Below are 25,367 nucleotides of genomic sequence, written 5' to 3' on the forward strand. Positions count from 1 at the left end.
GCCGCTTTTTTTATGGAAAATTGTCCACGATTCCGGGTGATGGATGTCTGTCGGTGAAGTATGCCCGATGGATTGTGGTATGATTTTGTTATACCCATACTGGCGAGGTGGGGTGAACGAATTCAGTTTCCTGCTCATGATTGGCGGAGGATTGGGGCTGTGGCGTGTGAGCCGTCAGCGCGAATTGCAGTGGCTGGATGGTGCCATTCTGACCATTTTATGCGCGCTGATAGGGGCGCGCCTGGGCTATGTGCTGATCAACCTCGCTTACTTTCGGGAAGTCCCTGAAGAAATTTTGCAATTCTGGCTGGGAGGGCTTTCTGCGCCGGGAGCCCTGATTGGCGGTCTCCTGGGAATTGGGGTGGCGTCTTTGCTGTTCCGTGTGTCTTATTTGCGCATGTCAGACCGTCTTTATCCGCTTTTGCCCCCGCTGGCGGTCAGTTGCTGGTTGGGGTGCTGGCTGGCGGGTTGCGCTTACGGCGCGGTCGCTCAGCCTGGCTGGCTGGGTGTACCCGCGCCCGATGAGGCAGGCTGGATGACCTGGCGTGTTCCTGTTCAGCCGCTGGCAGCGCTCAGTTTGATTGTCTTTTATGCCCTCATGGAAGCCCTGATTCCGATTCCGCGCCCTTCAGGGTGGCTTTCCAGCCTGGCGCTGGCATGGCTGACGCTGGTGAATCTGGTGGCTTCGTTATTTCGTGCCGATCCTATACCAGTCTGGAATCACTTCCGCATAGATACCTGGGTGTATCTGGGGTTGGAGTTGCTCTTTTTATCCTGTTTTACCATTTTGCATTTTACAGCGCATCGTCATTCGAGAGGAAAACAAGCAAACGTATGAAATTATGCCTTGCTCTGGCTCAAATTAATACTGTACTGGGCAATGTCCAGAAGAATCTGGAAAAGCATCTGGCGATTATTGAAGAAGCCAATTCGCGGGGTGCGGATCTGGTGGTCTTCCCCGAACTCTCTCTCACAGGCTATGTGTTGCAGGACCTGACTCCCATGGTTGCCTGCCGCCCGCGGGTGGATGACCCCGTATTTGCGCCCTTGCTGGCAGCCAGTCAGCGCCTGGATATTGTGGTTGGTTTTGTGGAAGAGGATGTGCGCAACCGTTTCTACATTGCCGCCGCATATCTCTCGCGCGGCAAGGTACTTCATGTGCATCGCAAGGTGTACCTGCCTACGTATGGCTTGTTCGATGAAGGACGCTTCTTTGCCTGGGGCGATACGGTTCAGGCATTTGATACCAGTTATGGCAGGGTGGGTATGCTCATCTGCGAAGATTTCTGGCATGCTTCACCGCCTTATCTGCTCTGGCTGGATGGCGCAGATTTGTTCATTTTCATGTCGGCATCTCCCGGCAGGGGAGTGACCGGCAAAGAGGTGCTGGATTCTTCCCGCTGGGTCAATCACATCCTGCGCGCCTATGCCAGTTTGTATACCAGTTTTGTGGCGCACACCAACCGCGTGGGTTTTGAAGACGGCTTGAACTTCTGGGGGCAGGCGGCGCTCTATGATCCCAATGGCGATTTGCTCGCCGAGGGCCCTGCGTTTGAAGAAGCCCTGACCCTAGTGGAAATCGATCTCAATCAACTGCACCGCACCCGCGCGCGCCTGCCGCTTCTGCGCGACGAGCGCACTGCGCTGGTTCAGCGGGAACTTAACCGCATTGTCAGCGATCGCACCCATTTCAGTGGGAGGTAAGGCATGAAAACACAGGTCAACCTGAATATCAACACCGATCTGGTGCGGCGCATCCTTACCGGTTTCATCCGCAGTGAAATCCACCGCATGGGTTTTGAGCGCGCGGTGATTAACCTCTCCGGTGGTTTGGACTCGGCGGTATCCTGTTTCCTGGCGGCTGAGGCGCTTGGACCGCAAAATGTGCTGGCATTGCGTTTGCCCTATCGCACCTCTTCTCCAGAATCACTGGAGCATGCTCAGATGGTTATCGAGGCTACCGGTGTGCAGTCACATACCTTTGAAATCACCCCGATGGTGGACCCCCTCATTGAGCATTTTCCGGAGATGAATTCTCTGCGCAAGGGGAATATCATGGCGCGGATGCGCATGATTGTCCTCTACGACCAGACCGTTGCCTTCAATGGGCTGGCTGTTGGCACGGGAAACAAAACAGAGATTCTGCTGGGTTATACCACTCTGTACGGCGACTCAGCCTGCGCGCTGAATCCCATTGGCGACCTTTACAAAACGCAGGTGCGCCAACTGGCTCGCGCGCTGGGCGTGCCTCAGGTCGTCATTGATAAACCCCCCTCAGCCGATTTATGGGCAGGGCAAACCGATGAAGGGGAACTGGGCTTTACCTATGCTGAGGTGGATAAACTGCTTTACTTGCTCATTGATGAGCGTTATACCCCGCAGGAATGCATCGAAGCCGGTTTCGATTCACGTTTCGTCCATGCAGTGGTGGAACGGGTCCGGAAAAATCAATTTAAGCGCATGCTTCCGCCGATTGCCAAACTGAGCAACCGCACAATAGGGTACGATTTTCTGTACCTGCGCGATTGGGGTACCTGAGTCATCGCGTTGAAGAAGCCTATATGCCGTTCCTGCGCCGCCAATCTCCAATGGAATTCGACCTGTCTTTGCCCGACGGGGCGAAGAGGGTGCGGGTACTGACAGAATCCGGGCATCTGGTGGTGGAAATCCGCTCGGAGAAGGGCGAGGTTCTCGAACGCCATGAGTCCCATGCCCCTTCAGGGATGGCACGCTGGCGTGCTGTTTTTCCTGTAATTGCCTTCTGGCTGGCGCTGGCGTTATACCTGGCGGTGCGCCTGACCGCACTGTCAGATTTTCCGGTGTACTTCTTCTCCGATGAAGCCATCCAAACCATGCTCGCCGCTGATTTGCTTCGCGACGGGTTTCGCGGATATACCGGGGAATTCCTGCCCCCTTACTTTCCCAACGGCGGGCAGTATAACCTGAGTCTCTCGGTGTACCTGCAGGTCATCCCCAACCTGTTGTTCCCCCGTTCGGTTGAGGTTACCCGTGCCACATCGGTGTTCATGACCCTCATCGCCGCGTTGTCGGTGGGGTTGATTCTGCAGAAAATCTTTGCCAGCCGTTTCCCATGGCTGTCGGTGCTGGTGCTTTCGCTGACCCCGGCGTGGTTTTTGCATTCCCGTACCGCCTTTGAGACGGCTCTGGCAACCACCTTTTTTGCTGCTTTTCTGTATTTTTACCTGCTCTATCTTTCCAATCATCCGCTATCCCTGCCTTGGGCAGTGACTTTTGCCGCGCTTACGTTTTATTCCTATGCGCCCATGCGGCTGGTCATTGCCACGCTGGCGGTGTTGCTGGTGATTCTTGACTGGCGCAGGCACTGGCAAAACCCGCGCATTACTCTCATCAGTACTGGACTTGGTATCTTGTGGCTGATTCCTTTTGTCCGGTTTCTGGTACTCCACCCCGCCGAACTGAACCAGCACCTGACCATTTTGGGGTCTTACTGGGTGGCAGATTTATCCCTGGTGGAGAAATTGCGCCGTGCGGGAGAGATTTACCTCAACCTGCTCAGCCCGGCTTACTGGTGGGGAGAGCCGCGCTTCGACATCATCCGCCACGTGATGAAAGGATACGGGCATTTGCCGCGTCTGTTGGCACCTTTCACTGTATTGGGCTTCCTCTGGGCGCTGGCGCGGATGATTCGCGGGGATGCACGTGCCAGAACCCTGTTCCTGGCGTGGATCATGGGACCGCTGGGGGCGGTACTGGTGGGAGAAGGCATTACCCGCGTGCTTTGTATGGTGATTCCTTTGACTCTGTTTACTGCGCTGGGACTGGAAAAGACTTTGGAAGTGCTAAAGCGGGAACATCACTGGCAGGATTTGCATATCCCTGCTCTGGTGAAGGGGAATGGCTTGCTGGTGGTCCTTTACCTGGCTCTGGCGTGGGCAAATGTAGCCATGCTCAATGATGCGCTGAGCCATGCAGCACTATGGACCCAGGATTACGGACTGAATGGATTGCAGTACGGCGGGCGGCAGGTGTTTGCTGAGATTCAAAATCGCTTAAAGCACGAACCTGGCTTAAAGGTGGTGCTGACCCCCACTTGGGCAAACGGTACAGATGTGCTGGCGCGTTTCTTCCTGCCGCAGGACCCGCCGCCGGTGGAAATCAATTCCTATCTGGCATATACCGAAACCTACCGCCCGTTCATCCCTGAAAAGACGGTATTTGTGATGACGGCTGAGGAATACCGTGAACTGCCCCGCCAGTACTTTTCTGAGATTGAGATTGAACATGAGTTGTACTATCCTGATGGCTCGCCGGGGTTTTATTTTGTGCGCTTGAGATATGTGCCTGATTTCGAAGAAATTCTTGCCCGAGAACAGGCGGAGCGCCTCAAACCAATTGAGGAAACAGTGGAAGTCTACGGGATGGCCCTGACAATTTCTCATACCCGCCTGGATATGGGCGAACTGCCCCATATTTTTGACCGCAATCCTTCCACCCTGATTCGTACCGCAGGGATTAACCCTCTGACGTTGAAGGTGGTGTTTCCCGTTCCTCAGGTAATAGGGCAGGTCAGTCTGCGTATTGGGGGGGCGCCCAGTCAGGTGAAGTTGAGTTTCTGGCAGGCAGGGGAGAATACCCCTCATGTGGTGGAGCAGGAAATTCCCCAGGACCCGCTCCCGCGCACGGTGAGCATTCCACTGGAAAATCCCCTGGAAGTTTCGGCTTTGCAGGTAGAATTGTGGAACGCCAGCGATGGTGCGGACGGACATGTGCATTTATGGGAACTGGAATGGAGCCAAACGCCGTGAATAAAGAGATAGAGGTATCCCTTTCTGGGGGATGCGGGATGCGCTTTCACCGCCTGGTGCTGGCGTTGGTGTTGCTTGCGCTGGCATGGATGGGGCTGGGGCGCGCCCTCTGGGCGTGGAGAGATCGGGATTTGCTTGCCCGTTATGGCGCTCAACCGGGTTGGGAATACCTGATGGTTACAGGGGGGATTTGGGCGTTGCTGGCGTTGAGCGCGGCTGGGTTGACTTTGTGGGGGAATCCCCGCTGGTTTCGTATAGCCTTTTTAGAAGTGATGATCTGGACAGGGCTTTACTGGGCGGATCTTCTTTTCTTCAGCCGGTCGGGAGAAGCGCTTTTGAATCTTGGTTTTACGTTGGGGGTGTCGATCGCTGGATTGTTCTACGCCGGGTTTGCCCTGGATTTTCTTCCTGCGCTGTTTTTGCGCTTGCGCAGATAAATTTCTCATTATCTTGTCAAAAAATAAATACAATGAATACACACGCTCATATCATTCGGATATGCAGGATAAGGATTTCCGGGAGAGAATATGAATTCATCCGAGCAAGAGATTGAAGCCAAATTCCCCGTGCATTCGCTCGAAGGCGTGCGCCAGCGATTGGAGCAGGCGGGGGCGGTGCTGGAAGCGCCGCGCGTGCATGAAGTCAACCTGCGGTTCGATACCCCCGATGGTGCACTGACCCGTGAGCGCCGGGTGTTGCGCTTGCGCCGGGATAGCCGTTCGATCCTGACGTACAAGGGTGCGGCAAAGATGGGGCAGGAAGTCAGCGTCCGCCAGGAAATTGAGGTGGAAGTGAGCGATTTTGAAGCCGCGCGTCATCTTCTGGAAGCCCTGGGATACCGGGTGAGCATCCTGTATGAGAAGTTCCGCACTGCCTATCAACTTGCCGGGGTGCATGTGGTATTGGATGAAATGCCCTTCGGTAATTTCGTGGAAATTGAAGGGGAGAATGCCGAACAAATCCATCAGATAGCCCTTTCGTTGGGTTTGTGCTGGGAAGCGCGGGTGGCGGAAAGTTATCTGGGTTTGTTTGAGCGGGTGCGTCAGGCGTATGGTTTGCCGCCTACCCATTTGACCTTTGATGCCCTGCGAGGCGTGAAGGTGGAGTTTTCCCGAATTGGTCTTCAAGAGGCGGATACATGATTCCAGACCTGAGTGGTTTTCGGAAATGGCTGGCACTGGCGCTGGCGGTGTTTCTGCTGGCGGGGTTGTCCGGGTTGGCGCAGGGGCAAACCGGGAGCGGAACTACCCTGTACCTTCCATTGGTCAGTCGGGGGGTGTCCGCACCGGTGTTGAAGTTTGAGCGCCTGGGATGCTATTCTTCGTGGTGTGAAACCGGCTGGTACTCTTCTCCCGCGGCAGTGGATGTCAACGGGGACGGCAGGCTGGACATCGTTGCCTCGGCTTACTCCATCTGGGCAATCGATGGGGAAACGGGCGCGATTCTCTGGAAGACGCGCTCCGGGCATGACGTCACCGAGGGCTTTGATGGGGTGAGCAATGTGGGGCGTACCTGGCCCGGGATTGCCGTTGCCGATGTGGATCGGGATGGCACGCAGGAAATCATCACTGCTCATTCCGGCGGGGTGATTTCGGTGTACACCCTGCAGGGCAGGTTCAAGCCGGGTTGGTATCAAAAGCCGCACACCAGCGAATGGCGGGGCCTGCTGGTCGCCGATCTGGACGGCAACGGCAGTACCATGGAAATTCTGGCAACCCGGGCGTATGGAAGTGCTGTCAACACCTGGGTTTTCTCATCCAGCGGACAAATTCGTGCCAACTGGCCCCAGTTGAGCAACGACAGCGGTTACGCCTGGGGGGTGTATAACGCCAATGCGTCGGCGGGCAACCTGACGGGCAACAGCGCGCTTGAGGTGGTCGTGCCTTCGGATGTGCATTACATCAACGCCTATGACGCCGGCGGCAATCAACTGCCTGCCAGTGCCACGGATTATCCGGGTAAAGGCTGGGGCAAAGTGGGAGTGTGGGAAGACTTAACCGTAGAAAAGCGCGGTTGGGGGGCATGTGATGGCAATCGGTCGGAGAGTTACCGCGCCAATTTTGCCGATGGTCCCGCTGTCATTGCCGATGTCAACGGCGATGGGGTTCGCGAGGTTGTGGCGGTGGGTAACATGTACGATTGCTCTCAATCCCCTTATCTGAGTCGTTATTACGCGCCTTTTATCTTCAACGCTGACCGCTCGCGTTTCCGTACCGGTGCGTGGGATTGGCGTACCAATCCGCTGGATACCGGCGCGCCCATTTCTGAGGATTACAACGTCATCGAAAGCGCTGAACCCAATCCCGTGGTAGCCGATCTGGATGGGGATGGCGTCCGGGAAATCCTCTTTGCCTCTTACGACGGGCGGGTGCATGCTTTCTGGCTGGATAAAACCGAACATGGCAACTGGCCCTTTGAGGTCTATCAGCCTGCGGAAGGGGTTTTGCGTTTTGCCAGCGAGCCAGTGGTTGCCGATCTGGACAACAACGGCAAAGCCGAGGTGCTGTTTGCCTCGTGGACGGCAAAAGGTTCGAACCGCACGGGCAAACTGCATGGGGTTTCGTTCGATGGAAATCCGCTGTTTGAGGTATCTCTGCCAGCGCCGTTTAACGCCAACTGGAACGGCGCGCTGGCAGCGCCGACTCTCGCCAATGTGGACTCCGATGCGGATCTGGAAGTGGTCTTAATGACGGCACATTCCGGCGTGGTGGTGTACGACCTGCCCGGAACAGCCAGTGCCCGCATCTTCTGGGGAACAGGGCGGGGCAATTTTCAGCGCACGGCTTCCCCGTGAGGAGAACTTTTCCTCAATCTGAGAAATTTATTTTGATAGAGTAACCAGCCTGCAAGGATGATGGGTGCAATAAAGGTAAATGTGTACCAGGCTTTATCCACCTCGTATGCCAGAATGATGGTTAACAAGCCGGGTATGGAAGCGAGGAGTGCACTCAGTAATACGAGGAGAGGTTCCAGCAAGGGAATTAATTGAATCAAGTCGTAGTCGTGAACCAGAGGGCTGATCACAAATCCCCATAACACGAGAAGATCCAGGGAGATGCGTTTCCCATTTAGACGCCAGATAAGCCAGAAAAGCATTCCTGCCAGAATTCCCCAGACCAGCCAGTAGAAGATGGTTTTCCATGATATGAAGTATAGAAGTGTACGGGGCAGGAAGCCAGACATGGCGCGTTCGGCAAGTGGGCGTGGATTCTCCAGCCATCGCAGGGGCCAGTCTGGTGTGACGAAGAAACTCGGCAGGTAGATTGCCACGAAGGCGATGAGCCATGCCCATGCCTGACGGGGAATCTTTCGACTGGACTGCCATTCTTTCCACCAGGTCCAGAGCGCATACCCAAAAGGGAAAATTGCCAGTTGCGGCTTCAAGAATGTGAGTGCCAGCCATACTCCGCCCTTAGCTTGAGAAGGGTCTGGGGTTTTTCGATATCCCCACAACCCTAATAAACCAAACAGGGCAGTTTGTCCACCGGTGAAATGGGAAAAGAGAGGAGCATAAAGCAAGATAAGCGGATTCCATCCACTAATTAACAATGAGACAATAACAGGCAAGAGATGCCAGAGAATTTGGCTGATGGGGCGGGGAAGCGCGGCAAAGAATGCAAATATCATTACATACGGAAGGGGATAATAACTGTTTTCCCCGTATACTTCAACGCCTTGAAGGAAGCGGTTACCAATATCCATGAAAGTTTCATAGTCAATCGGTCCCTGTCCTTTCATCACAACAAAACTTAGATATAACAAATAGGGGACGAGCAAAAGGATTAACCAGAAGACTTTCCACTTCCCTGAGAAAATTGTCCATTGAGAAAGTTTTGGAATAGAAACAGGCATACCATGCGGGTTACTTTCTTCTTGGGTCGGGTTGAGAGGGTTGGGCTGGACGGGCGCTACCGCACACGCGGCACTCGGTATCCCCATCGCCAAAGGGGACACTGCAGGTTGGACAGGCATAGTAAGCATCCCAGGCGCGTTCCAGTGCCAGGCGTTCGGCGCGCTTGGCTTCTTTTTGCTTCAGGTAGGCGGCTTCCAGCGCTTCTGCCGTTTGGCGGATGACTTTCCAGGCGCGTTCTTTCAACTGCAAATGCCCGGCGATTTCTGCCAGCCCGGCACCTTCCGAGAGGGCGCGGCTGGCTTTGTCAAATAAATCATCTACACCGCGCACATCCCCCCGCAAAAGAGAAATCCCTGCGCCCGCCAGTCCCAGCAAACGTTTCCCGCCCTGCTTGACAATTTCGAGCATTCCCGGACGGGTGAGATCGTTGACTTTGACATCGCACCCGGAAGGGGTGCGCGCCAGGGTGATGGTCAGCGCAGGAATGGCGCCGGCATTGGTAATCAGGCTGATAGTGCCAGTGAGGTTCTGGTTGTCTCCGCTGAAGGTGATGAGACTGCCGCGCCCGTTGAACTCTGCCTGTAAGGGGGCGATAAAGTCATCCGGTTTCACACCCTGATAGGATGCCGAGCCATCGGTGGCTACAGCGGCAACTGCGCCCACCCCCAGCACGCCTGCGGCAAGCGCGGTCAGCGTTCCTCCGGCTTCATCTTCTACTGGTTGATGTTCCTGCGCACCTTTACGCAGGGCTTCCAGCATGGCGGCAAGACGTTCTCGTTCTTCGGCGTGACGTTTCATTATTTCGCCCTTGCGGGTGAGCGCGCCGGGCAGGTCTTTGGGCGAAAAGGTGCGGGCGAAGAAATCCTGATCCTGGGGAGTCAGTGTGCAGAAGACGGCTTTCTGCTCATCCGAAAGCCCTGCAAGTTGTTCTGCTGATAAACGTTCAAGCGCGGACTCGTCCATCCTGACCTCCATGGGAACATTGTTATTGTATCCTGTTTTTGAGGCAGGACAGGCTCAAGAATCAATCAAGGTTTTCGGGCAGGGAGATGCCATGTTCCTGCATCAGGCGGACAATGCTTTCCATAGAACAGCCCTGATTGGCGTTGTTCAGCCGCCGTTGATGCAGGGCAATCAGTTGCCAGTCCAGGGTGAAGCAGGGAGAGCCGGAAGAGCCCGCCTGGGTGTTGGTGCGGTACAGCAAACGGGTGCGGTTGGCGTTCCATCCCAGAATACCCTGCGTGTCCAGAGCAAATTTCAGCGGCGCGCCCAGCGGATGCTGGACAATGATGAGGGCATCCTCTTCGTTCACAGCGGGGAAGATGCCGGGCAAGCCCATCCAGCCGCGCGGCGGCGAAGAAGGCAGGGCAGAAGATACCGGCAAAAGCCCTGCCGGTTCTGCTAACCGCAGGATGGCGTAATCCATTTCCTGCGGGGTTGGCAGTGTATCTTCTGTGTCAGCCAGTTCAGCGGGTGAGGGCGGACTCCAGTCCACCAGCCAGTCTTTTGCCAGGGCAAATTCCTCTCCCGCCGCAGGCACTGCCTGATGCGGCGGGAGCAGATGCTGGAAGCGCACCCGCACCTGCTGGGGAGCGATTAATCCCTGATGGATTTCCTGGACAACATGATAGGCGGTCATCACCCAATCGGGAGCGATGAGGAAGCCAGTGCCGCGCGGATTGAGGTTCATTTCAATGCGGCAAACCTGCTGTTCGATGCGCACCATCTGTTCACGCCAGCGGGCGGGGTCGAGAAAGGGCAGGTTGTTGCGGAGAATTTTCTCCAGGCGCTGGCTGGACGCCGGGCGGGGCGCTTTGTCGCTGTGTTGAATGGTCACCGTGGGAGCTAGCCCAAAACGGCGGGAAATTTCTACCAGCGCCGGGTGATAGGGGTGGGCGCGGCGTACGGCGCTGATGAGCAGGGGTAACCAGCCTTCCTGCTCGGCGGTGAGAATCAAACTGACCAGAATCTCATGGGGTGTTCGTCCGGGAGTAAACTCATCCAGCGAGCGTTTCAGTTCCTGCTGGAGGATGCTGTCCAGTTCTTCTAGGCTGAGCGCGCTGGTGAGTCCGCGTACCAGTTCCCGTAAAAATTTGCTGGAGAGAGACATCGCAGTTTCCTTGAGAAAAAATCCCCGCTGGAGTTAATCTTACTCAACATCTTGCTGAAACGCCAATCTGTCAAAGCCTGCAGTTTGCATTTTCTTTTTCAGCGGAGTAGAATGGATGCCAGTTTCACAACAGGAGGCATGGAAGCAAGATGGCTGGTTCGGCGTTTTATGTACCGGAAAGCGTGATGGCAATTGTTGCCCATCCCGATGATATTGAGTTCAGTTGTGCGGGAACGATGGCGCGCTGGGCGCGCGCCGGTGCGCGCATTTGTTACGTGTTATGCACCAGCGGCGATGTTGGCATTGCCGATTTGAGTTTGACCCGTGAGCAAGCCGCCGCCATTCGCGAGGAAGAAGCCCGCAAAGCGGCGGAGATTACCGGCGTGAAGGAAATTGTCTTCCTGCGCGAACCTGATGGCATGTTACAGCCCACGCTGGAACTGCGCAAAAAACTGGTGCGCGAAATCCGCCGTTTCCGTCCGGAGGTGGTCGTGACGGGCGATCCTACGGTGGTTTGGGCAGGGGAAGAATACATCAACCACCCCGATCACCGCGCGGCTTCGCTGGCGGCGCTGGAAGCCGTCTTCCCCGCCGCAGGACAACCGCATTTGTTCCGGGAAATTGAGCAGGAAGAGGGCTTCAAAGCCCACAAGGTGCGCAAGGTGTACGCCACCACCTGGGATCATGCCAATTTATACGTGGACATTACCGATACGATTGAAATCAAAATCGAAGCCCTGCGCGCTCACAAGAGCCAGATGGGCGACTGGGATCCTGCCGACCGAATTCGTCAGTGGGCGGCAGAGCGGGCAAAAGGCAAGGAAATGCTGTATGCCGAGTCCTTCCGCGTGGTCACGCTGGTGGATGACCAGACCTGGGCGCGGATTTGTTGCGGACAGGATTGATCTGTAAACACTGGTTCAGGGAATGCCAAACATTTCCTGAACCAGCGGAAGAATGACTTCCCAGCGGGGTCCAAGCACCTGCGCTCCGCCTTCAGTGACGAATGGCTGGACCATCTCCCGCGTGATGGTGCGGTGATCCAGGTTGTCCACGCCCACCCGCAGAACAGCCAGCCCGATGCGCGGCATTTGCCATACGGGCAGGTTGGTATCCACGGCGCTGAAAAAGGCTGGAACAATCACGGGTAAGCGCCACCAGGTCAGGGGGTTGAGCATTTTCTTCATCGCCGCCATGACTACCAGTTGCCCCTGTTGCATGCGGAAAAAGTCATCTGCCCCTTTGCGACTGCGCGCAAAAGCCAGGGCTTCCTTCCCGTTGAGGTGATGCCTGCCTGCATCCAGCCCAGCCATGGGTTCTTCGAGGGTAATATCAACCCCGCCCATGGCATCTACGATTTGGGAGAAGCCTTCAAACCGCAGGCGCACATAGTAGGGAATGCGGATGCCAAAGTTGGTTTCGATGGTCTGAATGGTGGCTTGGGCGCCTGTGCCTTCCTGATTGGCTTCGGCAAAGAAGTGGGCAGTGTTAATGCGGTTCTCGCCCACCCCGGGAATGTTGACCCATAAATCGCGGGGGATGGACAGCATGCTGACCTGCGGTTTGAGCGGGTCGGCTTGCAGGATGACGATGGTGTCACTGCGTCCCAGAAAACTGCCCGCGGGAGCGCGGTCGCTGTTCAGGTCAATACCCAGTATCAGCACCCGGGTTTTGCCCGGCAGGAAGGCAAAGAACACCATTGCTCCAATTATCAGCGCAAGGAAAACGCCAAATACCCCCAAACATCCCAGGCATCCGCCGGATTTCCTGCGGCGGGCTTTTTGGCGGGGGCGAGCCTCTTTGGGAATCCGAATGGGCTGGTAAGCCGCTAATGGGTCGTAGTCGAGGCTGGGAGAGGGTTGGGTTTCGGCTAAGGGGTCGAGAGAAGAATAATCGTTAGGGTGAATAGGAGTATCGTTCATCGGTGAATATTCAAATCGCGTTTGCCCAGACGGGCAATGCCTCCGTGAGTGATTTTCAAACAGCCCTGCAAATCCAGATAGGTCAGATTGGGCAGGGCGCGCAGATGTTTCAACCCGGCATCGGTCAGGCGGTTGCAAAAGGATAAATTCAGGTGAGATAAACGCGGGAACGCGCTCAGTGCCTTCAAACCCTGATCGGTCAGGTCGCAGGAACTGAGATTCAAGCCGGAGAGGTTGCGGAAAGCCTGTAAAATTTGCAGTCCCTCATCGGTGATTTTGCGGTTCTCGGCAAGGTGCAGGAAGGTGATGGCAGGGCACTCTGCCGTTTCGCGCACCAGCGTTTTGAGGTCGTCGTTGTCAATATTCTTCAGGCGAATCATCACCTCATGACCGGCAGGGATGCGAAAGATACCCGGACCGCGATCCAGTTCCTGCCAGTCGGCAGTGGGGTTTCCCCGCGGACGGGTGTACACGACCACTTCCTGAGTCGAAGAAAAGACGATTTCCGAAGGCTGTGTCTGCACGAGGGAGAATTATAACAAAAATAACGCCGCCGTGCCTGCCATACAGATGAGTGTTCCGATAATGGCGCGCCAGGAGATGGTTTCGTGGAAGAACCAGCGCGAAAGGGGCAACAGGATGACCGGGCTGAGCGCCATCAGGGTAGAGGCAATCCCCACCAGCGTATTTTGAATTGCCACCATTGAAAGCCACACCCCGGCAAACGGACCGATCATGCTTCCCAGCAGGATTAATCCCAGAGCGCGGCGGTCTTTGAGCGCCTCAAGCGTGGGGCGCGCTTCTTTCTTCAAAAAGGTCAGTCCCCAAAGTACCACTGCCGCGGTGACCATGCGGATTGCCACACCGGAGATGGAGGGGAAACCATCTGCCAGTCCGGGTTTGGCAAGGATGAGGTTACCAGCCTGTCCAAGCGCGCCGCCAAACCCTGCCAGCACCCCCAACCAGTAAGTGCGCCGCGGCAGGGAGATGTTCCCGTTGACGCGGTCAAGGATGACCATGGCGATACCTGAAACCACCAGGATCATCCCAAGGATTTCCGTGAGGGTGAGCGTTTCACCAAGGAAAATCCAGGCAAGCATGGCGCTGAGCATGGGGACGCTTGCCATGATCAGCGTACCCATGCGCGCACCAATGGTCACGTAAGCGTAAAACAGGAACCAGTCTCCCAGTACCAGCCCCACCACACCGGAAAGTCCCAGCCAGAACCAGCGCTCCGGCGCGGCGTGAACAGGGAAAAACGTTCCCTGGAATATCCGGTGGGTCAGCAGAATCCACATCACTGCAAAGAGTAAACGGGCGCGGTTCAACACGCCCGGACCTACTCTACGTCCTGCAAAGGTATGGATGATGGATGAAAAAGCCCACAAAACCGATGTCAGCAGTGCCGCAATCTCGCCCATGGTGAAACCTCGACGCGTTTGCGGCTTATCATATCACAGCCTTAAGGCTCATTCCAGAGCGGGAAATTCGGTGGTGATGGTGGTGCCTTTACCCAATTCCGACTCGGCGCTGACCTTGCCGCCCTGTGCTTCCACCAGCGCCCGTACGATGGCAAGCCCCAGCCCGCTCCCGCCGCTTTCACTGTGTCGGGAAGGGTCCACGCGGTGAAAGCGTTCGAAGATGCGCGGCAATTCCTCAGATGGAATGCCGGTGCCGGTGTCGGCAACCTGTAACCGCACCTGTTTGCCATCCTGTTTGGCTCGCAACGTGATCTCTCCACCTGCTGAGGTGTAGCGCAAAGCGTTGCTGATGAGGTTGTCCAGCACCTGCATCATGCGGTCTTCGTCCACCAGAATCGCAGGAAGAGTCTCGCTGGCTTCCACTTTCAGGTTGATGCCGGCTTGCTCGGCGTGATGCTGGAAGAGATGCGCGGCACGCTTGAGCAGTGCCAGCGGTTGCGTGGGCTGAGGGTGCAGGTTGAGTTCCCCCGCATCGGCTTGAGAGAGCATGCGCAGGTCATTGACCATCTTCTGCAGGCGCTCGATTTCCTGATAAATCAGGTCTAACCGCTGAGGGGTGGGCTGAAGGACGCCGTCCCGCATGGATTCAATGTATCCGGCGATGACCGTCAGCGGGGTGCGCAGGTCGTGGGCGATGTCGGCGGTCATCTGGCGGCGCAGTTGATTGGCGCGGGCAATTTGCTGGCTCATCAGGTTAAAGGCTTGGGCCAGTTGACCAATTTCATCTTGGGAGCGCACCTCCACCTGCTGTTCCAGTTCCCCCTGTGCCATTCGGGTTGCCGCAAGCGTCAGGTCTTTGATGGGACGGGTGAGTGTACGTGCCAGAAATATCCCGATGATCAGGGCAATCAGCAACGCGCCGGCTCCACCAATTACCAGGGCTTGATTGACACGGGTGAGAAAACGGGCTTCCTCCGGGCGCAGGTTAACTAGCCGCCGCGGCGAAAGCAGGAATCCGACGGTTTCTCCGTTCACGGTAATCGGTGAGCCATCTTTAAGGGCTTGTTGATTTAAGGTTTCATTCAGTGGATATTCCGGAGTGCCGGAGACAAGCACTTTCCCCTGAGAATCTGCCAGACTGAAGAAACCTCTCCGCTCCCAGGTTTCACGGGGGGGTGGCGTTCCTCCCTCGTCATCCAAGGGACGTTGCCATTCTACCGGTAAAGTTTGCCGTTCGATTTCCTTCCATTGTATTTGGATATTGTCCCAAGAGCCTTGCGCCTGATAATATTCACTCAATGCCTGCACCAGTTTGGTGCGCTGCTGGTCAATGACGAATTGCATCAGCCGGTCAGCATTGGTCACGCGCATGAATACGGCAAATAATCCGGCGGTGGTGAATGCCGCCAGCAGGATTGCCAGAGAGAGTTTCCAGTAGAGCGACTTCATCATGGCGACTTAATCCTGTGGTTTGCGAAAGCGGTAGCCAATGCCGAAAATTGTCTCGATATAGCGCGGGTTTTTGGGGTCGGGTTCAATTTTCAGGCGCAGGTTGCGCACATGTACGTTGAGGGTGGTATCAATCCCGGCGAAGCCGCTGTCGGCAAGGATTTCAACCAGTTCCGCGCGGGTATATACCCTGCCCGGCGAGCGCATCAAGGTTGCCAGCAGGTCAAACTCAATGGGGGTAAGGGAAACGGGCTTGCCCGAGACGGTTACGGTGTGGGTGGTTTCGTCGAGAATAATCTCCCCGGCGCGCAGAATTTCCTGCTTGTCAGGATGTTCCTCTCCACGGCGGAGAATGGCGCGGATGCGCGCCGCCAGTTCCCGCATGCGAAAAGGCTTAATAATGTAATCGTCTGCGCCTAAATCCAGCCCCAGCACGGCATCGGTTTCCTCTTCCCGCGCGGTGATGATGATGACCGGAGTCTGACGTTCCTGCCGGAACTGCCGCAGGAATTGATAGCCGTCCATGCGCGGCATCATGATATCCAGCAGAATCAGATCGGGGTTTTCATGGCGGGCAATGTACAGGGCGCTCTGTCCATCGGTGGTGGTCAGCACCCGATAGCCCTGTTCGGTCAGGTATTCCTGTAACAATTGCCTTACACTCGACTGGTCATCCACAATCAAAATGGTCTTGCTCATGCGGTTTTGTCCTGTTTGTAGGTTTCTGTTAGTCCCGAAGATATCACAGAAAAATTTAAATTTGATTTAGAAGGGCTTTAAATTCAAAAAAGTTTTTCCCTTTTTCTGTATACCATAAATTCATTTTTTCTAAATCCTTTCTAAATCCCTTTTGGCTATGATGAGGGCGAAATTCCACGCACTCAGGAAAGGGAATGAAAATGAAGACGTTTGGTCAGGGAAAAGGAAAGCGTATCCCGTCATGGGTAATAGGTGGGGTTGCTGTGTTGGTACTGGGGCTGGCAGTCTGGGGATATTTTGCCCTGTGGGTGCCCCGCATGCAGACCGCCAGCGCCGCTACAACCACAACCGGGACGCAGACGGCTCAGGTACGCCGGGGAAACCTGGTCGTTTCAGCGTCGGGCACAGGCACGCTGACGGCAGGCAAGACAGCCGAACTGGCTTTCCCGGTGAGCGGCACGGTGGGAGCGGTGTATGTCTCGGTGGGTCAACAGGTGGAAGAAGGGCAGGTGCTGGCAGAACTGGCGGATCGCACCTCGCTGGAAGCCGCGATGAAATCCGCCGAAGTGACGCTCTTGCTTGCTCAGCAGGAACTGGAAACCCTCAAAGCCAGCGGCGAAGAAAATCTGGCAAATGCCCGTCTGGCAGTTTCCACTGCCGAGAAAGCCCTGCAGACGGCTCAGGCATCGCTCAAACAATCGGGACAGAGTCGTTGCTCCGAGGAAACCACCACGGCTTATTACGACAGTTATCTCAAAGCCAAAGAACGCTACGAGGATCTCAAATCCAGCGGAGCGGATTACCTTACCCGGGTACTGCCTGCCAAGCAGAGCATGGATCAGGCGTATGCCAATTATCGGTACTGCTCCGGTTACTATGACTATGAAATCACTGCCTCGCAGGCGGAGTATGTCATCGCTAAAGCCGATTTGGAGAAGGCTCAAGCTACCCTGGCGACATTGGAAGCCAACAATGGGATAGACCCAACCACCCTGGCGCAAGCCGAGAGCAAGGTGCTGAATGCGCAGGTGGCGTATGAGCAGGCGAAAAAGAACTATGAAGGGGCAATCCTGCGGGCGCCTTTTGCCGGTACGGTGCTCTCGGTGGCGGGTGAAGCCGGAGATGCGGTTGGAACAGGGACATTTATCACCCTGATTGACCTGCTCCATCCGCTGGTGGAATTTGCCGTGGATGAGACCGACATGGATAAGGTGGCCGTAGGTTACCCGGCGGAAGTTGTCTTCGATGCTCTGCCAGACCTGACCTTCCCGGGGACGGTTCAGCAGGTTTCGCCCAGTCTGGTTTCTGAAGGCGGTTACAAGGTGCTGAAAGGGGTGGTGGCGCTGGATCTGAGTCAGATGAATCTGAATCAGCCCTTGCTGGCTGGCTTGAACGCTGCTGTAGATATCATCGCCGCCCGCGCTGAGAATGCCATTCTGATTCCAGTAGAAGCCCTGCGCGACCTGGGAGATGGCACCTATGGCGTTTTTGTCGTGGGGACGGACGGGAAACCGCGTTTGCGGGTGGTGACCGTAGGGATTAAAGACGCCACCTATGCCCAGATTCTGGAGGGTTTGTCGGTGGGTGAAGTGGTGACAACCGGTACAGTGGAGACAAAATGATGGACACGTTGGTGCCAATCATTCAGACCGTGCAACTGGTCAAGATTTACGGCTCGGGCGAGAACCGCGTAACAGCCCTGGATGGCATTGACCTGACCATCGAATCCGGCGAGTTCGTTGCCATCATGGGACCGAGCGGTTCGGGAAAGAGCACCCTGCTGAACATCCTTGCCTGCCTGGACCGCCCAACCGAAGGACAGTACATTCTGGCGGGGGAAGATGTCAGCGGGTACAACCGCGCGCAACTGGCGGAGATTCGCAGCCGGCAACTGGGATTTGTCTTTCAATCCTACAATCTGCTGCCTCGTTTGACGGCGCTGGAAAACGTGCTCTTGCCCCTGCTGTACCGCCGGGAGGAACGTCTGAGCCATGCCGAACGTGTGGAAAAAGCCCTGGCTTCTCTGGAAAGCGTGGGACTGGCAGACCGCGCGCACCATTACCCCAACCAGTTATCTGGCGGTCAGCAGCAGCGCGTGGCGATTGCCCGGGCGCTGATCAACGATCCCCTGCTCATTCTGGCAGACGAACCGACCGGCAATCTGGACAGCCATGCCAGCGAAGAGATTATCGAATTGCTCACCACTCTCAATCAGCGCGGGCGCACGATTGTGATGGTCACGCATGAGCCGGACATGGCGCGCCATGCCCAGCGGGTGCTGATGATTCGAGACGGCAAACTGGCTTCGGATCGCAAAAATGGTCATCATCAGGAATCTCAGAGCCTTTCACAGGTGGAAGGGAGGCTATCATGATGTTCAGTGAGGTGCTTAAGATTGCCTGGCAGAGTTTGATGGCAAATAAACTGCGTTCGTTCCTCACCATGCTGGGGGTCATCATCGGTGTTGCTGCGGTGATTATCATGGTAGCCATCAGTGCAGGTACCGAAGCCACCATATCCGAAGCCATTAATGGTTTGGGGAGTAATCTGGTGTTCATTTCCTCGGCGGTCAGCCGTGGCGGACCTGCTGGTGGGCCGCAGACCATGCGCGGCGGCCTGGTGTACGACGACATGACAGCCATTCGTGAGCGGATTTCGGGGGTGGCGGGTGTCACCGTAGAACAGCAAACTGCCGTGACGGTTAAGTATGAGAATACTTCATTAGAGGATGTCATGCTGGTTGGCGCAACCCCGGACTTCCCTACCGTTCGTGATGTACGGGTGGCGGAAGGCAGGTTTTACAACGATACCGAACTGGAACGTGCCTCCAAAGTAGTGGTGTTGGGTAAAACGGTTGCTGAGGAACTGTTTGGAGAAGCCGATCCCATCGGGCAGACGGTGACGGTCAATTCCATCAAATTAACCGTAATTGGCGTTATGGCAGAGAAAGGTCTGGTTGCCGGGGTGGATTTCGACCAGCAGATTTATGTACCCATTACCCTGGTTTTCAAAAAGTTCATGCCCGCACAGTTTGCCCGTATCATGGGCGACCGCGTGCGCCAGATTATCGTCTCGGTAGATGCCCATGCCGATATGGATAAAGTCATTGAACAGATTACCTACCTGCTGGCAAACCGGCATGAGGTCACTACCGATTCGCTGGACTTTACTATCCGTACTCAAGCAGACATCATCGCCACACAGGAATCCACCACCGAGTCCTTCCGCACTCTGCTGGCATGGGTGGCAGGCGTCTCGCTGATTGTGGGTGGGATTGGCATCATGAACATTATGCTGGTGAGCGTGACGGAGCGGACGAAAGAAATCGGCTTGCGTCAGGCGGTCGGCGCGGCGCCGGGCGATATTCAAATCCAGTTTCTCATGGAGGCATTACTGCTCAGTTTAGTGGGTGGGCTGTTAGGGGTTCTGGCAGGTGTGGGCGGTGCCTATCTGTTTGAACGTTTGGGGGGCATGCGCACGGTAGTCCTGCCTTATTCGATTGGCATTTCATTCCTTTCTGCGGCGTTGGTGGGAGTCTTCTTTGGTTTCCTGCCCGCCAAGCAAGCCGCCGATCTGGATCCGATTGTCGCTTTACGTCATGAATAACTTTCTCAATGGAGGAATTATGTGGAAAAAATATCTGACAGTTGCTCTGTTGCAATCATGGTTGAAATGTGGTAAACATACGGTATGACCACACGAGAAAGCAGATACGTCCGAGTGGCGAGGATCGCCTACCGGCTTGCCAAACAAGCATTACCGATGTATTCACATGCCAAGAGTCCCCATCACTTCACGTTGCCGCAGTTGGGGGCCTGTGTTTTGTTGATGTTCTACCTGAATCTCAGCTATCGCGACATGGAAGAATGGCTGCTGGCAAGCGATGCGGTTGGTAAGGAGCTGGAATTACCGCGTGTTCCCGATCATACGACCCTGCAACGTACCTACGCCAAGATACGCAAAGCGGATTGGATGCGCATGAACGAGACCTTGCTCGAGGAAATCGGACGGCCTGAAGAAGAAGGGGTGGCTGCCGATAGTACCGGCTTCTCACCCGGCCCGGCCAGTTCTTACTACCAAAGCCGTTCGGGAAAAGCCTATCGCCACTGGGCGAAGGGCGTTTATGCCGTTGGAATTGTCTCGCAATTCATCCTTGCGATGCAATCCGGCTGGGGTCCAGGTAGCGATGCCCCTTATCTGGGCTATCTGCGCCGCAAAGCCAGGCGGTTTGCCAAACGTCGGGCTTGGGTCTTGCTGGCCGATTCAGGGTTCGATGGTCGGACTGTCCGGCCTCAAGACTTGATTCCACCCGTTCGGCGAGGTGGAAATTTGCTGGCCCCTGAACGACGAGCAAGAAGCGAGCTTGTCTCTGCGGCTCGCCTGGATGGTCTCTATGGTCAACGCTGGAAGACCGAAACCGTGAATTCGGTCATCAAGCGCAAATTCGGGCAAGCCATCCGCTCGCGGAAACGCAGCCTGCAAAACCGAGAACCGATTATCAAAGGACTGGTCTACAACATACACCGCTAGGTGTATCTCTTCCTAACCTATCTTTGCAACAGAGCATCTGACAGTCTTAAGCCTGATTCTGATGTTGGCTTTTGCTTTGAGTGCGTGTTCTGCAAGCAGTTCTGTTCCTGCTCAATCAGCCGCGGAACAGACACCTGCACCTGCAGGAAGCACTGATCCCGTTCAAATGCCGCTGGAAACGCGCCTGGCGGTGGGTATTCTGAAACTGGAAGGTACTGGGTGGGCGGTCACTGCCGAGCAAGCCAAAACCCTGCTCCCGTTGTGGAAAGCGGTCAAGTCACTCAGTAATAGCGATACCGCTTCATCCGAAGAAATTCAGGCGCTTTATGAACAGATTCAGGAATCCTTGACCGCTGAACAACTCCAGCAAATTCAGGCGCTGAGTCTTACCCAGGATGACTTACGGTCTTTGATGGAGCAGTACGGTATTCAATTCAATCTACCTACTGGCGGAGATGGAACGCTGACTCAGGAACAAATTGCCACCCGTGTAGCCCAGCGCGCGCAAAGCGGTGGCGGTATGCCCATGGGAGGACCGGGAGGGATGCCGCCGGAGGCGGGCATGGGAGCCGGCGCACCTCCCGGGATGATGGAACAGAATGGACAGCAAATCACACCCGACCCCACCCGCATGGCACAGCGTCGTGGGTTGGGAATGAATCGCCTGTTCCTGGAGCCGCTGATTCAGTTGCTGGAAATCCGGGCTGCAGAAGGGTAAATCTGAATGGAAAAAGCGCCCAGATTAGAGGACTTTTATCTAGAATTTTTTAAATCTAAACCGTTTCTACATCGAATTTAAATCTTCAGCCGGTAAGATGGACCTGTATTTACAGATGAGATTGGAGACGAAGAATGAACAAAATCAATTTTCTTCTCGATGCTGGAATTTTTTTGGCTTTCCTCCTGGCACTGGAACCCGAGTTAACCGGTCTGGAGATTCACGAGTGGCTTTCGGTAGCGCTGGCAGGAACGTTGATCCTCCACCTGTTTCTCCACTGGGATTGGGTGGTCGGAGTATTAAAAACCTTCTTCTGCAAACTTATCCACATCTCACGGCTCAAGTTTGTGGTGGATGCTCTGTTACTGGTGGCAATGATTGCCGTGATGGTCAGCGGGTTGATGATTTCCCGGGTAGTGTTGCCTGTGCTGGGACTCACAGTTCCGGAAAACCAGGACTGGCGCATGCTTCACACGCTCTCGGCAGATCTGGTTTTATGGTTGACCGCTCTGCATTTTGCTCTCAACTGGAAGTGGGTGGTCTCGATGATCAAACGGTACGTGGTGGCGCCAATTGCCTCTTTGCAATGGCGTACAGTCAAACCTCAGGTGCAGCCCATACCGGTAGAGATTGAACACAATCGTAAATCTTAATTGGGAGGTTATGAGATGAAAGTGTTGAAATGGGTTGGAAAAATTCTGGTGGTACTGGCTTCTATTATCGTCATTGCCGGTGCGGTGGTCTGGGTGGTCAATCGGGGCTGGGCTGGTGCCATGCTCCGTGCGGGAAGACCCGCTTTACAGGAGGGCTATCGTATGCCCCGTGGGGACAGCGATGATTTCAAACGCTTTGACGGCGCTCCCAATTGGAATGGCGTTCGCCCGGGCGGAGACTTCCGCGGCGATTTTCACGGCAGACGGGTTTCTTTTGGACTGGGCGCGCTCCGCATCCTCTCGCGCTTGGCAATCTTTGCGCTGGTCACGGCGGGGGTGTTTTTGGCAGGGTATTTCCTGGGCAGACGGAAACTGGCTGGCTCACGCAGTGAACCTTCTGCGGTATCGGTGACTCCACCGCCCGCCCCTGCAGTTGAGACACCTTCCCCTGCTCAAAAGGAAGAACCGCCGGCGAGTTAGTCTATTCCTCCTCTCTCCTTCGGAACGCTCAGCCTCCTCTGTCCGGGAGGCTGAGCCAATTTAAGGGTGAAAATCAGCCTTTTACGTACGAGAGTTTTTGTGCAATCCGTCCATCCCGAATCAGATATACATCCACACCGCGAATGTGGAAAGCCGTTCCTGTTCCATCCTGCCAGGTATAGACCCATCGCATGACGGCATGATCTCCGCAGGCAAAGATCTCTTCCATCTCGATTTTCGGATTTTGAGAGGCTTTGAAGAACTGCTCCCAGAACAGCCGTACCGAGGTTTTACCCTGATACCGACTGCCGTCAGGGGCAGGAGAGGTGTTTTCAAAAATACAATCCTCGCTCATGAGGTTCATCATCCCGTCCACATTGCCTTGATTAAGTGCCTCGTTGAAACAAAGGATGATTTCAATGGTCGTATTTTCTTTTCCTGTCAGGTTCATATGCGACCTTTCTCCCTTGAAAATGCAAAGCGACAGCCTGCAGGGGTGCAGGACTGTCGCTTGATTCAGAAATGAAGATTCGCTAACTCTTGATGAGCGCGAAGGCAATAGCGGCGTGGCGATCATATTGTGATTGACGCCCATAGCCGTCTGTAGCCGTGGCATAGGCGAAGAGATTGACGGCGAATGCCGCGCCATCATTGCAGGTACTGCAACTTCCGCCCAGCGCTCTTAGCAGGTGTGAGGCGGTATTGGCAAAGGTGGCATTTGGCGGGGGTGGCACGGCGGGGGAACTGCCTGTACCGCTGGTAGAGGCGACTCCACCGCATAACCCGCGTGAGATGCTCAGCGACCAGGTCAGGAAGGAATTGGGATGGCGGGCAATGTAATCCACTGAAACTACATCGGTGGGTAAGTTGAAGCGCAGGAAACCGCAGGCATCAGCCGTACCGGCAGGGGTGCGCACGTTGGGCAGGAGTGCCTCGGTGTCATTGTTGTCCACCCGTACCCGGAACATCAGTTGCCCTTGCGGGGTGATGTTGTTTGCCGTGAGGACGCTGGTGTATTTATCGGGAGTGGTGAGGTCGGGCAGGACGAACTTGAACGCTCCGCTTCCGCCCAGGTTGGCGCAGGGCACCAGGTTGCCGTTGGCGTCGAACATTTCCAGAAGTAAAGTTACCAATCCGGTGCGGCGGGCAACCGAGGCGCTGTCGATGTAGGTAAAGGGCGGCAGGTGGTTGCCTGTGCTGTCGAAGTAGGCAAAAGGTCGGTCATAAGGGTCATTGATATTGACCCAGCCGTCGCCCGGATGAGGGTCGGGAACTTCGAAGAGGTTATTCACCCCGTTCACCGTTTTGGGACCCAGAGTCACCGGCACCAGATGGATGGTCAGCGGGGCGTAAGTCACCACCATGTAACGGTGAGTTACCGTGTTTCGTATTGGCGTGAAGTCGGTGTCGCCCTCAAATTTGTACGACCAGCGGTAGTAGCGCACGTTGCTGTGGGTCTTCAGACGAGGGTCAAAGACCATTTGCAGTGCCAGTGTCCCTGCCCAGGGGGTAGTGCCATTTACCAGTCCGGTAGCGGGAGTAACAACAGCGGGGTTGCTTTCCAGCCCGGTGATGTTGCGCAGATCCATGTTGCCGATGGCGGTGGGCCAGACGTACAATTCATCGCCGGGTATGGGACGGTCGGGGTCTTCCAGACAGGCAACCGCTTCGGGGTCGGTGACGGTGATTTGAATCGGCGGGGTGCCATTGTAGTTCCAGTAGGTGTTGCATGAAATCCGCGGGCTATAGACGGTTTTTTCTGTACCGCCGATGTTCTGCGTCACCCGGAAGTACAGGTCGGGGATATCCGAGGGACACCAGAAACACAATTCCTTGTAGAAAGAGCCATCTGATTGAATGGGCACTTCTGCCAGCAGTTTCAGGCAGTACCAGAAATCCGGCAACAGGGGACAGAGATACGGCGCAAGGATGACTTTGTGTTTAATGAAAGCCTGTTGGAGAGCCTCTCCCTTCAGGATAGAAAGTTGTGTCACCGCTTCAGAAAGATTTGCCGAACTCTTCATCAGCGTGGTGCTGGAAAGGGCGTTTTCTACCAGAGGTTGGGAGACCAGCGACACGCGTTGGAAAGGTGCGGGGTCAGGACCGGGCCCGGGAAGAGGCGGGATGGGCGGCTGGGGTTCGGGGAAGGGGAACGGGAAAGGTTCAGGGATGGGCGGGAATGGGCGCGGGCGAAGCAAATCCAGCAGGTCGTCACGCAGTTTCTCCAGTTCCGGGAAGGGCAGGCGTTCAATGTAGCAGAGGAAATCCACTTCGTAAATTTTGACCGTTCCCTGGCAGATGGTGGCGTAGTTTCCCGGGCTGAGTTGCTTGCGCACGTTTCCCCGCACCACCACGCAGTACTTCCACCAGCAGAGATAAATCCTTTTGGAGATGGCGATGTCAATCAATGAGGGCTTCAGACGGGCAATCACATCCTGTAAAATGGCTTTGGCTTTCACCAGTTGAGCTATCAGGTCTTTGGGTGGGGTTTTCTCCCCTCCCAGCAGGTCAGGGCCGACATACAAACGGTAGTTCTGATCGGGCAGAAGGCGCAAACTCACGGTCTCTTCGGTGAGGGGTTGGCTGTCGGCGAGGGCGCCCTGCGAGTCGAACAAATAAACCCGGATCGGTGGGGTTTTCTCTCCCTCGGCTCGATCCGGGAATCGCACGTGGACGCGCAGCGTCCGGTATTTGTTTTTGCTTAATTCTTCGACCATCCAGAGCCTCCAATCTTGGGATAGGCTT

General features: G+C 55.5%; 25 protein-coding genes. 15 read left to right on the top strand and 10 right to left on the bottom strand.

The features are described from left to right. Positions 1–79: 79 nt before the first annotated feature. From ANT_RS03875 to ANT_RS03905, 7 genes are all read left to right on the top strand, one after another. A complete protein-coding gene (locus ANT_RS03875) occupies positions 80–838 on the top strand; it encodes a prolipoprotein diacylglyceryl transferase (protein WP_041454605.1) in 759 nt (252 codons plus the stop codon). Next, positions 835–1,704 (top strand): nitrilase-related carbon-nitrogen hydrolase, encoded by an 870-nt coding sequence (locus ANT_RS03880; RefSeq protein ID WP_013559203.1) that lies wholly within the window; start codon positions 835–837, stop codon positions 1,702–1,704. Before ANT_RS03875 ends, ANT_RS03880 begins: the two co-directional genes overlap by 4 nt. A 3-nt stretch (positions 1,705–1,707) precedes the next feature. Beyond that, complete coding sequence (locus tag ANT_RS03885) at positions 1,708–2,538, top strand: NAD+ synthase (protein WP_013559204.1); 831 nt, start codon at positions 1,708–1,710, stop codon at positions 2,536–2,538. 23 nt (positions 2,539–2,561) lie between these two features. Beyond that, positions 2,562–4,787 (top strand): glycosyltransferase family protein, encoded by a 2,226-nt coding sequence (locus tag ANT_RS03890; protein ID WP_013559205.1) that lies wholly within the window; start codon positions 2,562–2,564, stop codon positions 4,785–4,787. Next, positions 4,784–5,224 carry a hypothetical protein gene (locus ANT_RS03895; protein WP_155817997.1) on the top strand — a complete coding sequence of 147 codons (441 nt, stop codon included), beginning with the start codon at positions 4,784–4,786 and terminating at the stop codon, positions 5,222–5,224. The genes ANT_RS03890 and ANT_RS03895 overlap by 4 nt, the downstream gene beginning before the upstream one ends. 90 nt (positions 5,225–5,314) lie before the next feature. Further along, positions 5,315–5,929 (top strand): class IV adenylate cyclase, encoded by a 615-nt coding sequence (cyaB, locus tag ANT_RS03900; protein ID WP_013559207.1) that lies wholly within the window; start codon positions 5,315–5,317, stop codon positions 5,927–5,929. Further along, positions 5,926–7,581: an FG-GAP repeat domain-containing protein gene (locus ANT_RS03905; RefSeq protein ID WP_013559208.1), complete on the top strand. Its 1,656-nt coding sequence runs from the start codon at positions 5,926–5,928 to the stop codon at positions 7,579–7,581. The genes cyaB and ANT_RS03905 overlap by 4 nt, the downstream gene beginning before the upstream one ends. Here ANT_RS03905 and ANT_RS03910 read toward each other — a convergent pair. The 3 genes from ANT_RS03910 to ANT_RS03920 all read right to left on the bottom strand — a co-directional run bounded on the left by ANT_RS03910 (position 7,560) and on the right by ANT_RS03920 (position 10,750). Beyond that, on the bottom strand, positions 7,560–8,639 hold the full coding sequence (locus ANT_RS03910; RefSeq protein WP_013559209.1) for a hypothetical protein: 1,080 nt from the start codon (positions 8,637–8,639) through the stop codon (positions 7,560–7,562). The two genes, ANT_RS03905 and ANT_RS03910, sit on opposite strands and share 22 nt — an antisense overlap. A 10-nt stretch (positions 8,640–8,649) precedes the next feature. Further along, complete coding sequence (locus tag ANT_RS03915; protein ID WP_013559210.1) at positions 8,650–9,603, bottom strand: hypothetical protein; 954 nt, start codon at positions 9,601–9,603, stop codon at positions 8,650–8,652. 61 nt (positions 9,604–9,664) lie between these two features. Continuing rightward, positions 9,665–10,750: a trypsin-like peptidase domain-containing protein gene (locus ANT_RS03920; RefSeq protein ID WP_013559211.1), complete on the bottom strand. Its 1,086-nt coding sequence runs from the start codon at positions 10,748–10,750 to the stop codon at positions 9,665–9,667. 149 nt (positions 10,751–10,899) lie between these two features. On the opposite strand from ANT_RS03920, the gene ANT_RS03925 reads away from it, so the two are divergent. Then, positions 10,900–11,655: a PIG-L deacetylase family protein gene (locus tag ANT_RS03925; RefSeq protein WP_013559212.1), complete on the top strand. Its 756-nt coding sequence runs from the start codon at positions 10,900–10,902 to the stop codon at positions 11,653–11,655. A 15-nt stretch (positions 11,656–11,670) separates the two neighbouring features. On the opposite strand, the gene ANT_RS03930 is transcribed toward ANT_RS03925, so the two are convergent. From ANT_RS03930 to ANT_RS03950, 5 genes are read right to left on the bottom strand one after another with little or no spacing between them, the layout of a single operon-like run. Beyond that, complete coding sequence (locus ANT_RS03930; RefSeq protein WP_013559213.1) at positions 11,671–12,672, bottom strand: LCP family protein; 1,002 nt, start codon at positions 12,670–12,672, stop codon at positions 11,671–11,673. Continuing rightward, positions 12,669–13,196 carry a leucine-rich repeat domain-containing protein gene (locus tag ANT_RS03935; protein WP_013559214.1) on the bottom strand — a complete coding sequence of 176 codons (528 nt, stop codon included), beginning with the start codon at positions 13,194–13,196 and terminating at the stop codon, positions 12,669–12,671. The genes ANT_RS03930 and ANT_RS03935 overlap by 4 nt, the downstream gene beginning before the upstream one ends. Positions 13,197–13,205: 9 nt before the next feature. Beyond that, positions 13,206–14,093, bottom strand: coding sequence for a DMT family transporter (locus ANT_RS03940; protein WP_013559215.1), 888 nt, complete (start codon positions 14,091–14,093; stop codon positions 13,206–13,208). A gap of 48 nt (positions 14,094–14,141) precedes the next feature. Beyond that, entirely contained in the window at positions 14,142–15,545 is a 1,404-nt protein-coding gene (locus ANT_RS03945; protein ID WP_013559216.1) for a sensor histidine kinase, read from the bottom strand. A 6-nt stretch (positions 15,546–15,551) separates the two neighbouring features. Next, the gene (locus tag ANT_RS03950) at positions 15,552–16,241 is read right to left on the bottom strand and encodes a response regulator transcription factor (protein WP_013559217.1); all 690 of its coding nucleotides are present in this window, start codon (positions 16,239–16,241) and stop codon (positions 15,552–15,554) included. Between the two features lie 194 nt (positions 16,242–16,435). Here ANT_RS03950 and ANT_RS03955 point away from each other — a divergent pair, with 194 nt between their 5' ends. The 7 genes from ANT_RS03955 to ANT_RS16050 all read left to right on the top strand — a co-directional run bounded on the left by ANT_RS03955 (position 16,436) and on the right by ANT_RS16050 (position 22,622). Further along, positions 16,436–17,863 carry an efflux RND transporter periplasmic adaptor subunit gene (locus ANT_RS03955; RefSeq protein ID WP_013559218.1) on the top strand — a complete coding sequence of 476 codons (1,428 nt, stop codon included), beginning with the start codon at positions 16,436–16,438 and terminating at the stop codon, positions 17,861–17,863. Further along, entirely contained in the window at positions 17,860–18,615 is a 756-nt protein-coding gene (locus ANT_RS03960; protein WP_013559219.1) for an ABC transporter ATP-binding protein, read from the top strand. Before ANT_RS03955 ends, ANT_RS03960 begins: the two co-directional genes overlap by 4 nt. Then, entirely contained in the window at positions 18,612–19,847 is a 1,236-nt protein-coding gene (locus tag ANT_RS03965; RefSeq protein ID WP_013559220.1) for an ABC transporter permease, read from the top strand. The genes ANT_RS03960 and ANT_RS03965 overlap by 4 nt, the downstream gene beginning before the upstream one ends. A 114-nt stretch (positions 19,848–19,961) precedes the next feature. After that, positions 19,962–20,771, top strand: a complete 810-nt coding sequence (locus ANT_RS03970) for a transposase (RefSeq protein ID WP_172634560.1) — start codon at positions 19,962–19,964, stop codon at positions 20,769–20,771. Between the two features lie 166 nt (positions 20,772–20,937). After that, positions 20,938–21,489 carry a hypothetical protein gene (locus tag ANT_RS03975; protein ID WP_041454608.1) on the top strand — a complete coding sequence of 184 codons (552 nt, stop codon included), beginning with the start codon at positions 20,938–20,940 and terminating at the stop codon, positions 21,487–21,489. A 134-nt stretch (positions 21,490–21,623) separates the two neighbouring features. Next, positions 21,624–22,142 (top strand): DUF4405 domain-containing protein, encoded by a 519-nt coding sequence (locus ANT_RS03980; RefSeq protein WP_013559222.1) that lies wholly within the window; start codon positions 21,624–21,626, stop codon positions 22,140–22,142. Between the two features lie 15 nt (positions 22,143–22,157). Then, positions 22,158–22,622, top strand: coding sequence for a hypothetical protein (locus tag ANT_RS16050; RefSeq protein ID WP_013559223.1), 465 nt, complete (start codon positions 22,158–22,160; stop codon positions 22,620–22,622). Positions 22,623–22,695: 73 nt separating this feature from the next. Here ANT_RS16050 and ANT_RS03985 read toward each other — a convergent pair whose 3' ends face one another. Both ANT_RS03985 and ANT_RS03990 read right to left on the bottom strand, forming a co-directional pair. Beyond that, the gene (locus ANT_RS03985; protein WP_013559224.1) at positions 22,696–23,073 is read right to left on the bottom strand and encodes a nuclear transport factor 2 family protein; all 378 of its coding nucleotides are present in this window, start codon (positions 23,071–23,073) and stop codon (positions 22,696–22,698) included. Positions 23,074–23,155: 82 nt separating this feature from the next. Next, on the bottom strand, positions 23,156–25,339 hold the full coding sequence (locus ANT_RS03990; RefSeq protein WP_013559225.1) for a hypothetical protein: 2,184 nt from the start codon (positions 25,337–25,339) through the stop codon (positions 23,156–23,158). Positions 25,340–25,367: the final 28 nt, after the last annotated feature.

This window comes from Anaerolinea thermophila UNI-1 (assembly GCF_000199675.1).
GTDB lineage: Bacteria > Chloroflexota > Anaerolineae > Anaerolineales > Anaerolineaceae > Anaerolinea > Anaerolinea thermophila.

Bases quoted from the DNA above. Each gene is read 5' to 3' on its own strand.
- ANT_RS03875 (WP_041454605.1), top strand. From the start codon at position 80: ATGATTTTGTTATACCCATACTGGCGAGGTGGGGTGAACGAATTCAGT.
- ANT_RS03880 (WP_013559203.1), top strand. From the start codon at position 835: ATGAAATTATGCCTTGCTCTGGCTCAAATTAATACTGTACTGGGCAAT.
- ANT_RS03885 (WP_013559204.1), top strand. From the start codon at position 1,708: ATGAAAACACAGGTCAACCTGAATATCAACACCGATCTGGTGCGGCGC.
- ANT_RS03890 (WP_013559205.1), top strand. From the start codon at position 2,562: ATGCCGTTCCTGCGCCGCCAATCTCCAATGGAATTCGACCTGTCTTTG.
- cyaB (WP_013559207.1), top strand. From the start codon at position 5,315: ATGAATTCATCCGAGCAAGAGATTGAAGCCAAATTCCCCGTGCATTCG.
- ANT_RS03905 (WP_013559208.1), top strand. From the start codon at position 5,926: ATGATTCCAGACCTGAGTGGTTTTCGGAAATGGCTGGCACTGGCGCTG.
- ANT_RS03910 (WP_013559209.1), bottom strand. From the start codon at position 8,639: ATGCCTGTTTCTATTCCAAAACTTTCTCAATGGACAATTTTCTCAGGG.
- ANT_RS03915 (WP_013559210.1), bottom strand. From the start codon at position 9,603: ATGGACGAGTCCGCGCTTGAACGTTTATCAGCAGAACAACTTGCAGGG.
- ANT_RS03920 (WP_013559211.1), bottom strand. From the start codon at position 10,750: ATGTCTCTCTCCAGCAAATTTTTACGGGAACTGGTACGCGGACTCACC.
- ANT_RS03925 (WP_013559212.1), top strand. From the start codon at position 10,900: ATGGCTGGTTCGGCGTTTTATGTACCGGAAAGCGTGATGGCAATTGTT.
- ANT_RS03930 (WP_013559213.1), bottom strand. From the start codon at position 12,672: ATGAACGATACTCCTATTCACCCTAACGATTATTCTTCTCTCGACCCC.
- ANT_RS03940 (WP_013559215.1), bottom strand. From the start codon at position 14,093: ATGGGCGAGATTGCGGCACTGCTGACATCGGTTTTGTGGGCTTTTTCA.
- ANT_RS03945 (WP_013559216.1), bottom strand. From the start codon at position 15,545: ATGATGAAGTCGCTCTACTGGAAACTCTCTCTGGCAATCCTGCTGGCG.
- ANT_RS03950 (WP_013559217.1), bottom strand. From the start codon at position 16,241: ATGAGCAAGACCATTTTGATTGTGGATGACCAGTCGAGTGTAAGGCAA.
- ANT_RS03955 (WP_013559218.1), top strand. From the start codon at position 16,436: ATGAAAATGAAGACGTTTGGTCAGGGAAAAGGAAAGCGTATCCCGTCA.
- ANT_RS03960 (WP_013559219.1), top strand. From the start codon at position 17,860: ATGATGGACACGTTGGTGCCAATCATTCAGACCGTGCAACTGGTCAAG.
- ANT_RS03965 (WP_013559220.1), top strand. From the start codon at position 18,612: ATGATGTTCAGTGAGGTGCTTAAGATTGCCTGGCAGAGTTTGATGGCA.
- ANT_RS03975 (WP_041454608.1), top strand. From the start codon at position 20,938: ATGCCGCTGGAAACGCGCCTGGCGGTGGGTATTCTGAAACTGGAAGGT.
- ANT_RS03980 (WP_013559222.1), top strand. From the start codon at position 21,624: ATGAACAAAATCAATTTTCTTCTCGATGCTGGAATTTTTTTGGCTTTC.
- ANT_RS16050 (WP_013559223.1), top strand. From the start codon at position 22,158: ATGAAAGTGTTGAAATGGGTTGGAAAAATTCTGGTGGTACTGGCTTCT.
- ANT_RS03985 (WP_013559224.1), bottom strand. From the start codon at position 23,073: ATGAACCTGACAGGAAAAGAAAATACGACCATTGAAATCATCCTTTGT.
- ANT_RS03990 (WP_013559225.1), bottom strand. From the start codon at position 25,339: ATGGTCGAAGAATTAAGCAAAAACAAATACCGGACGCTGCGCGTCCAC.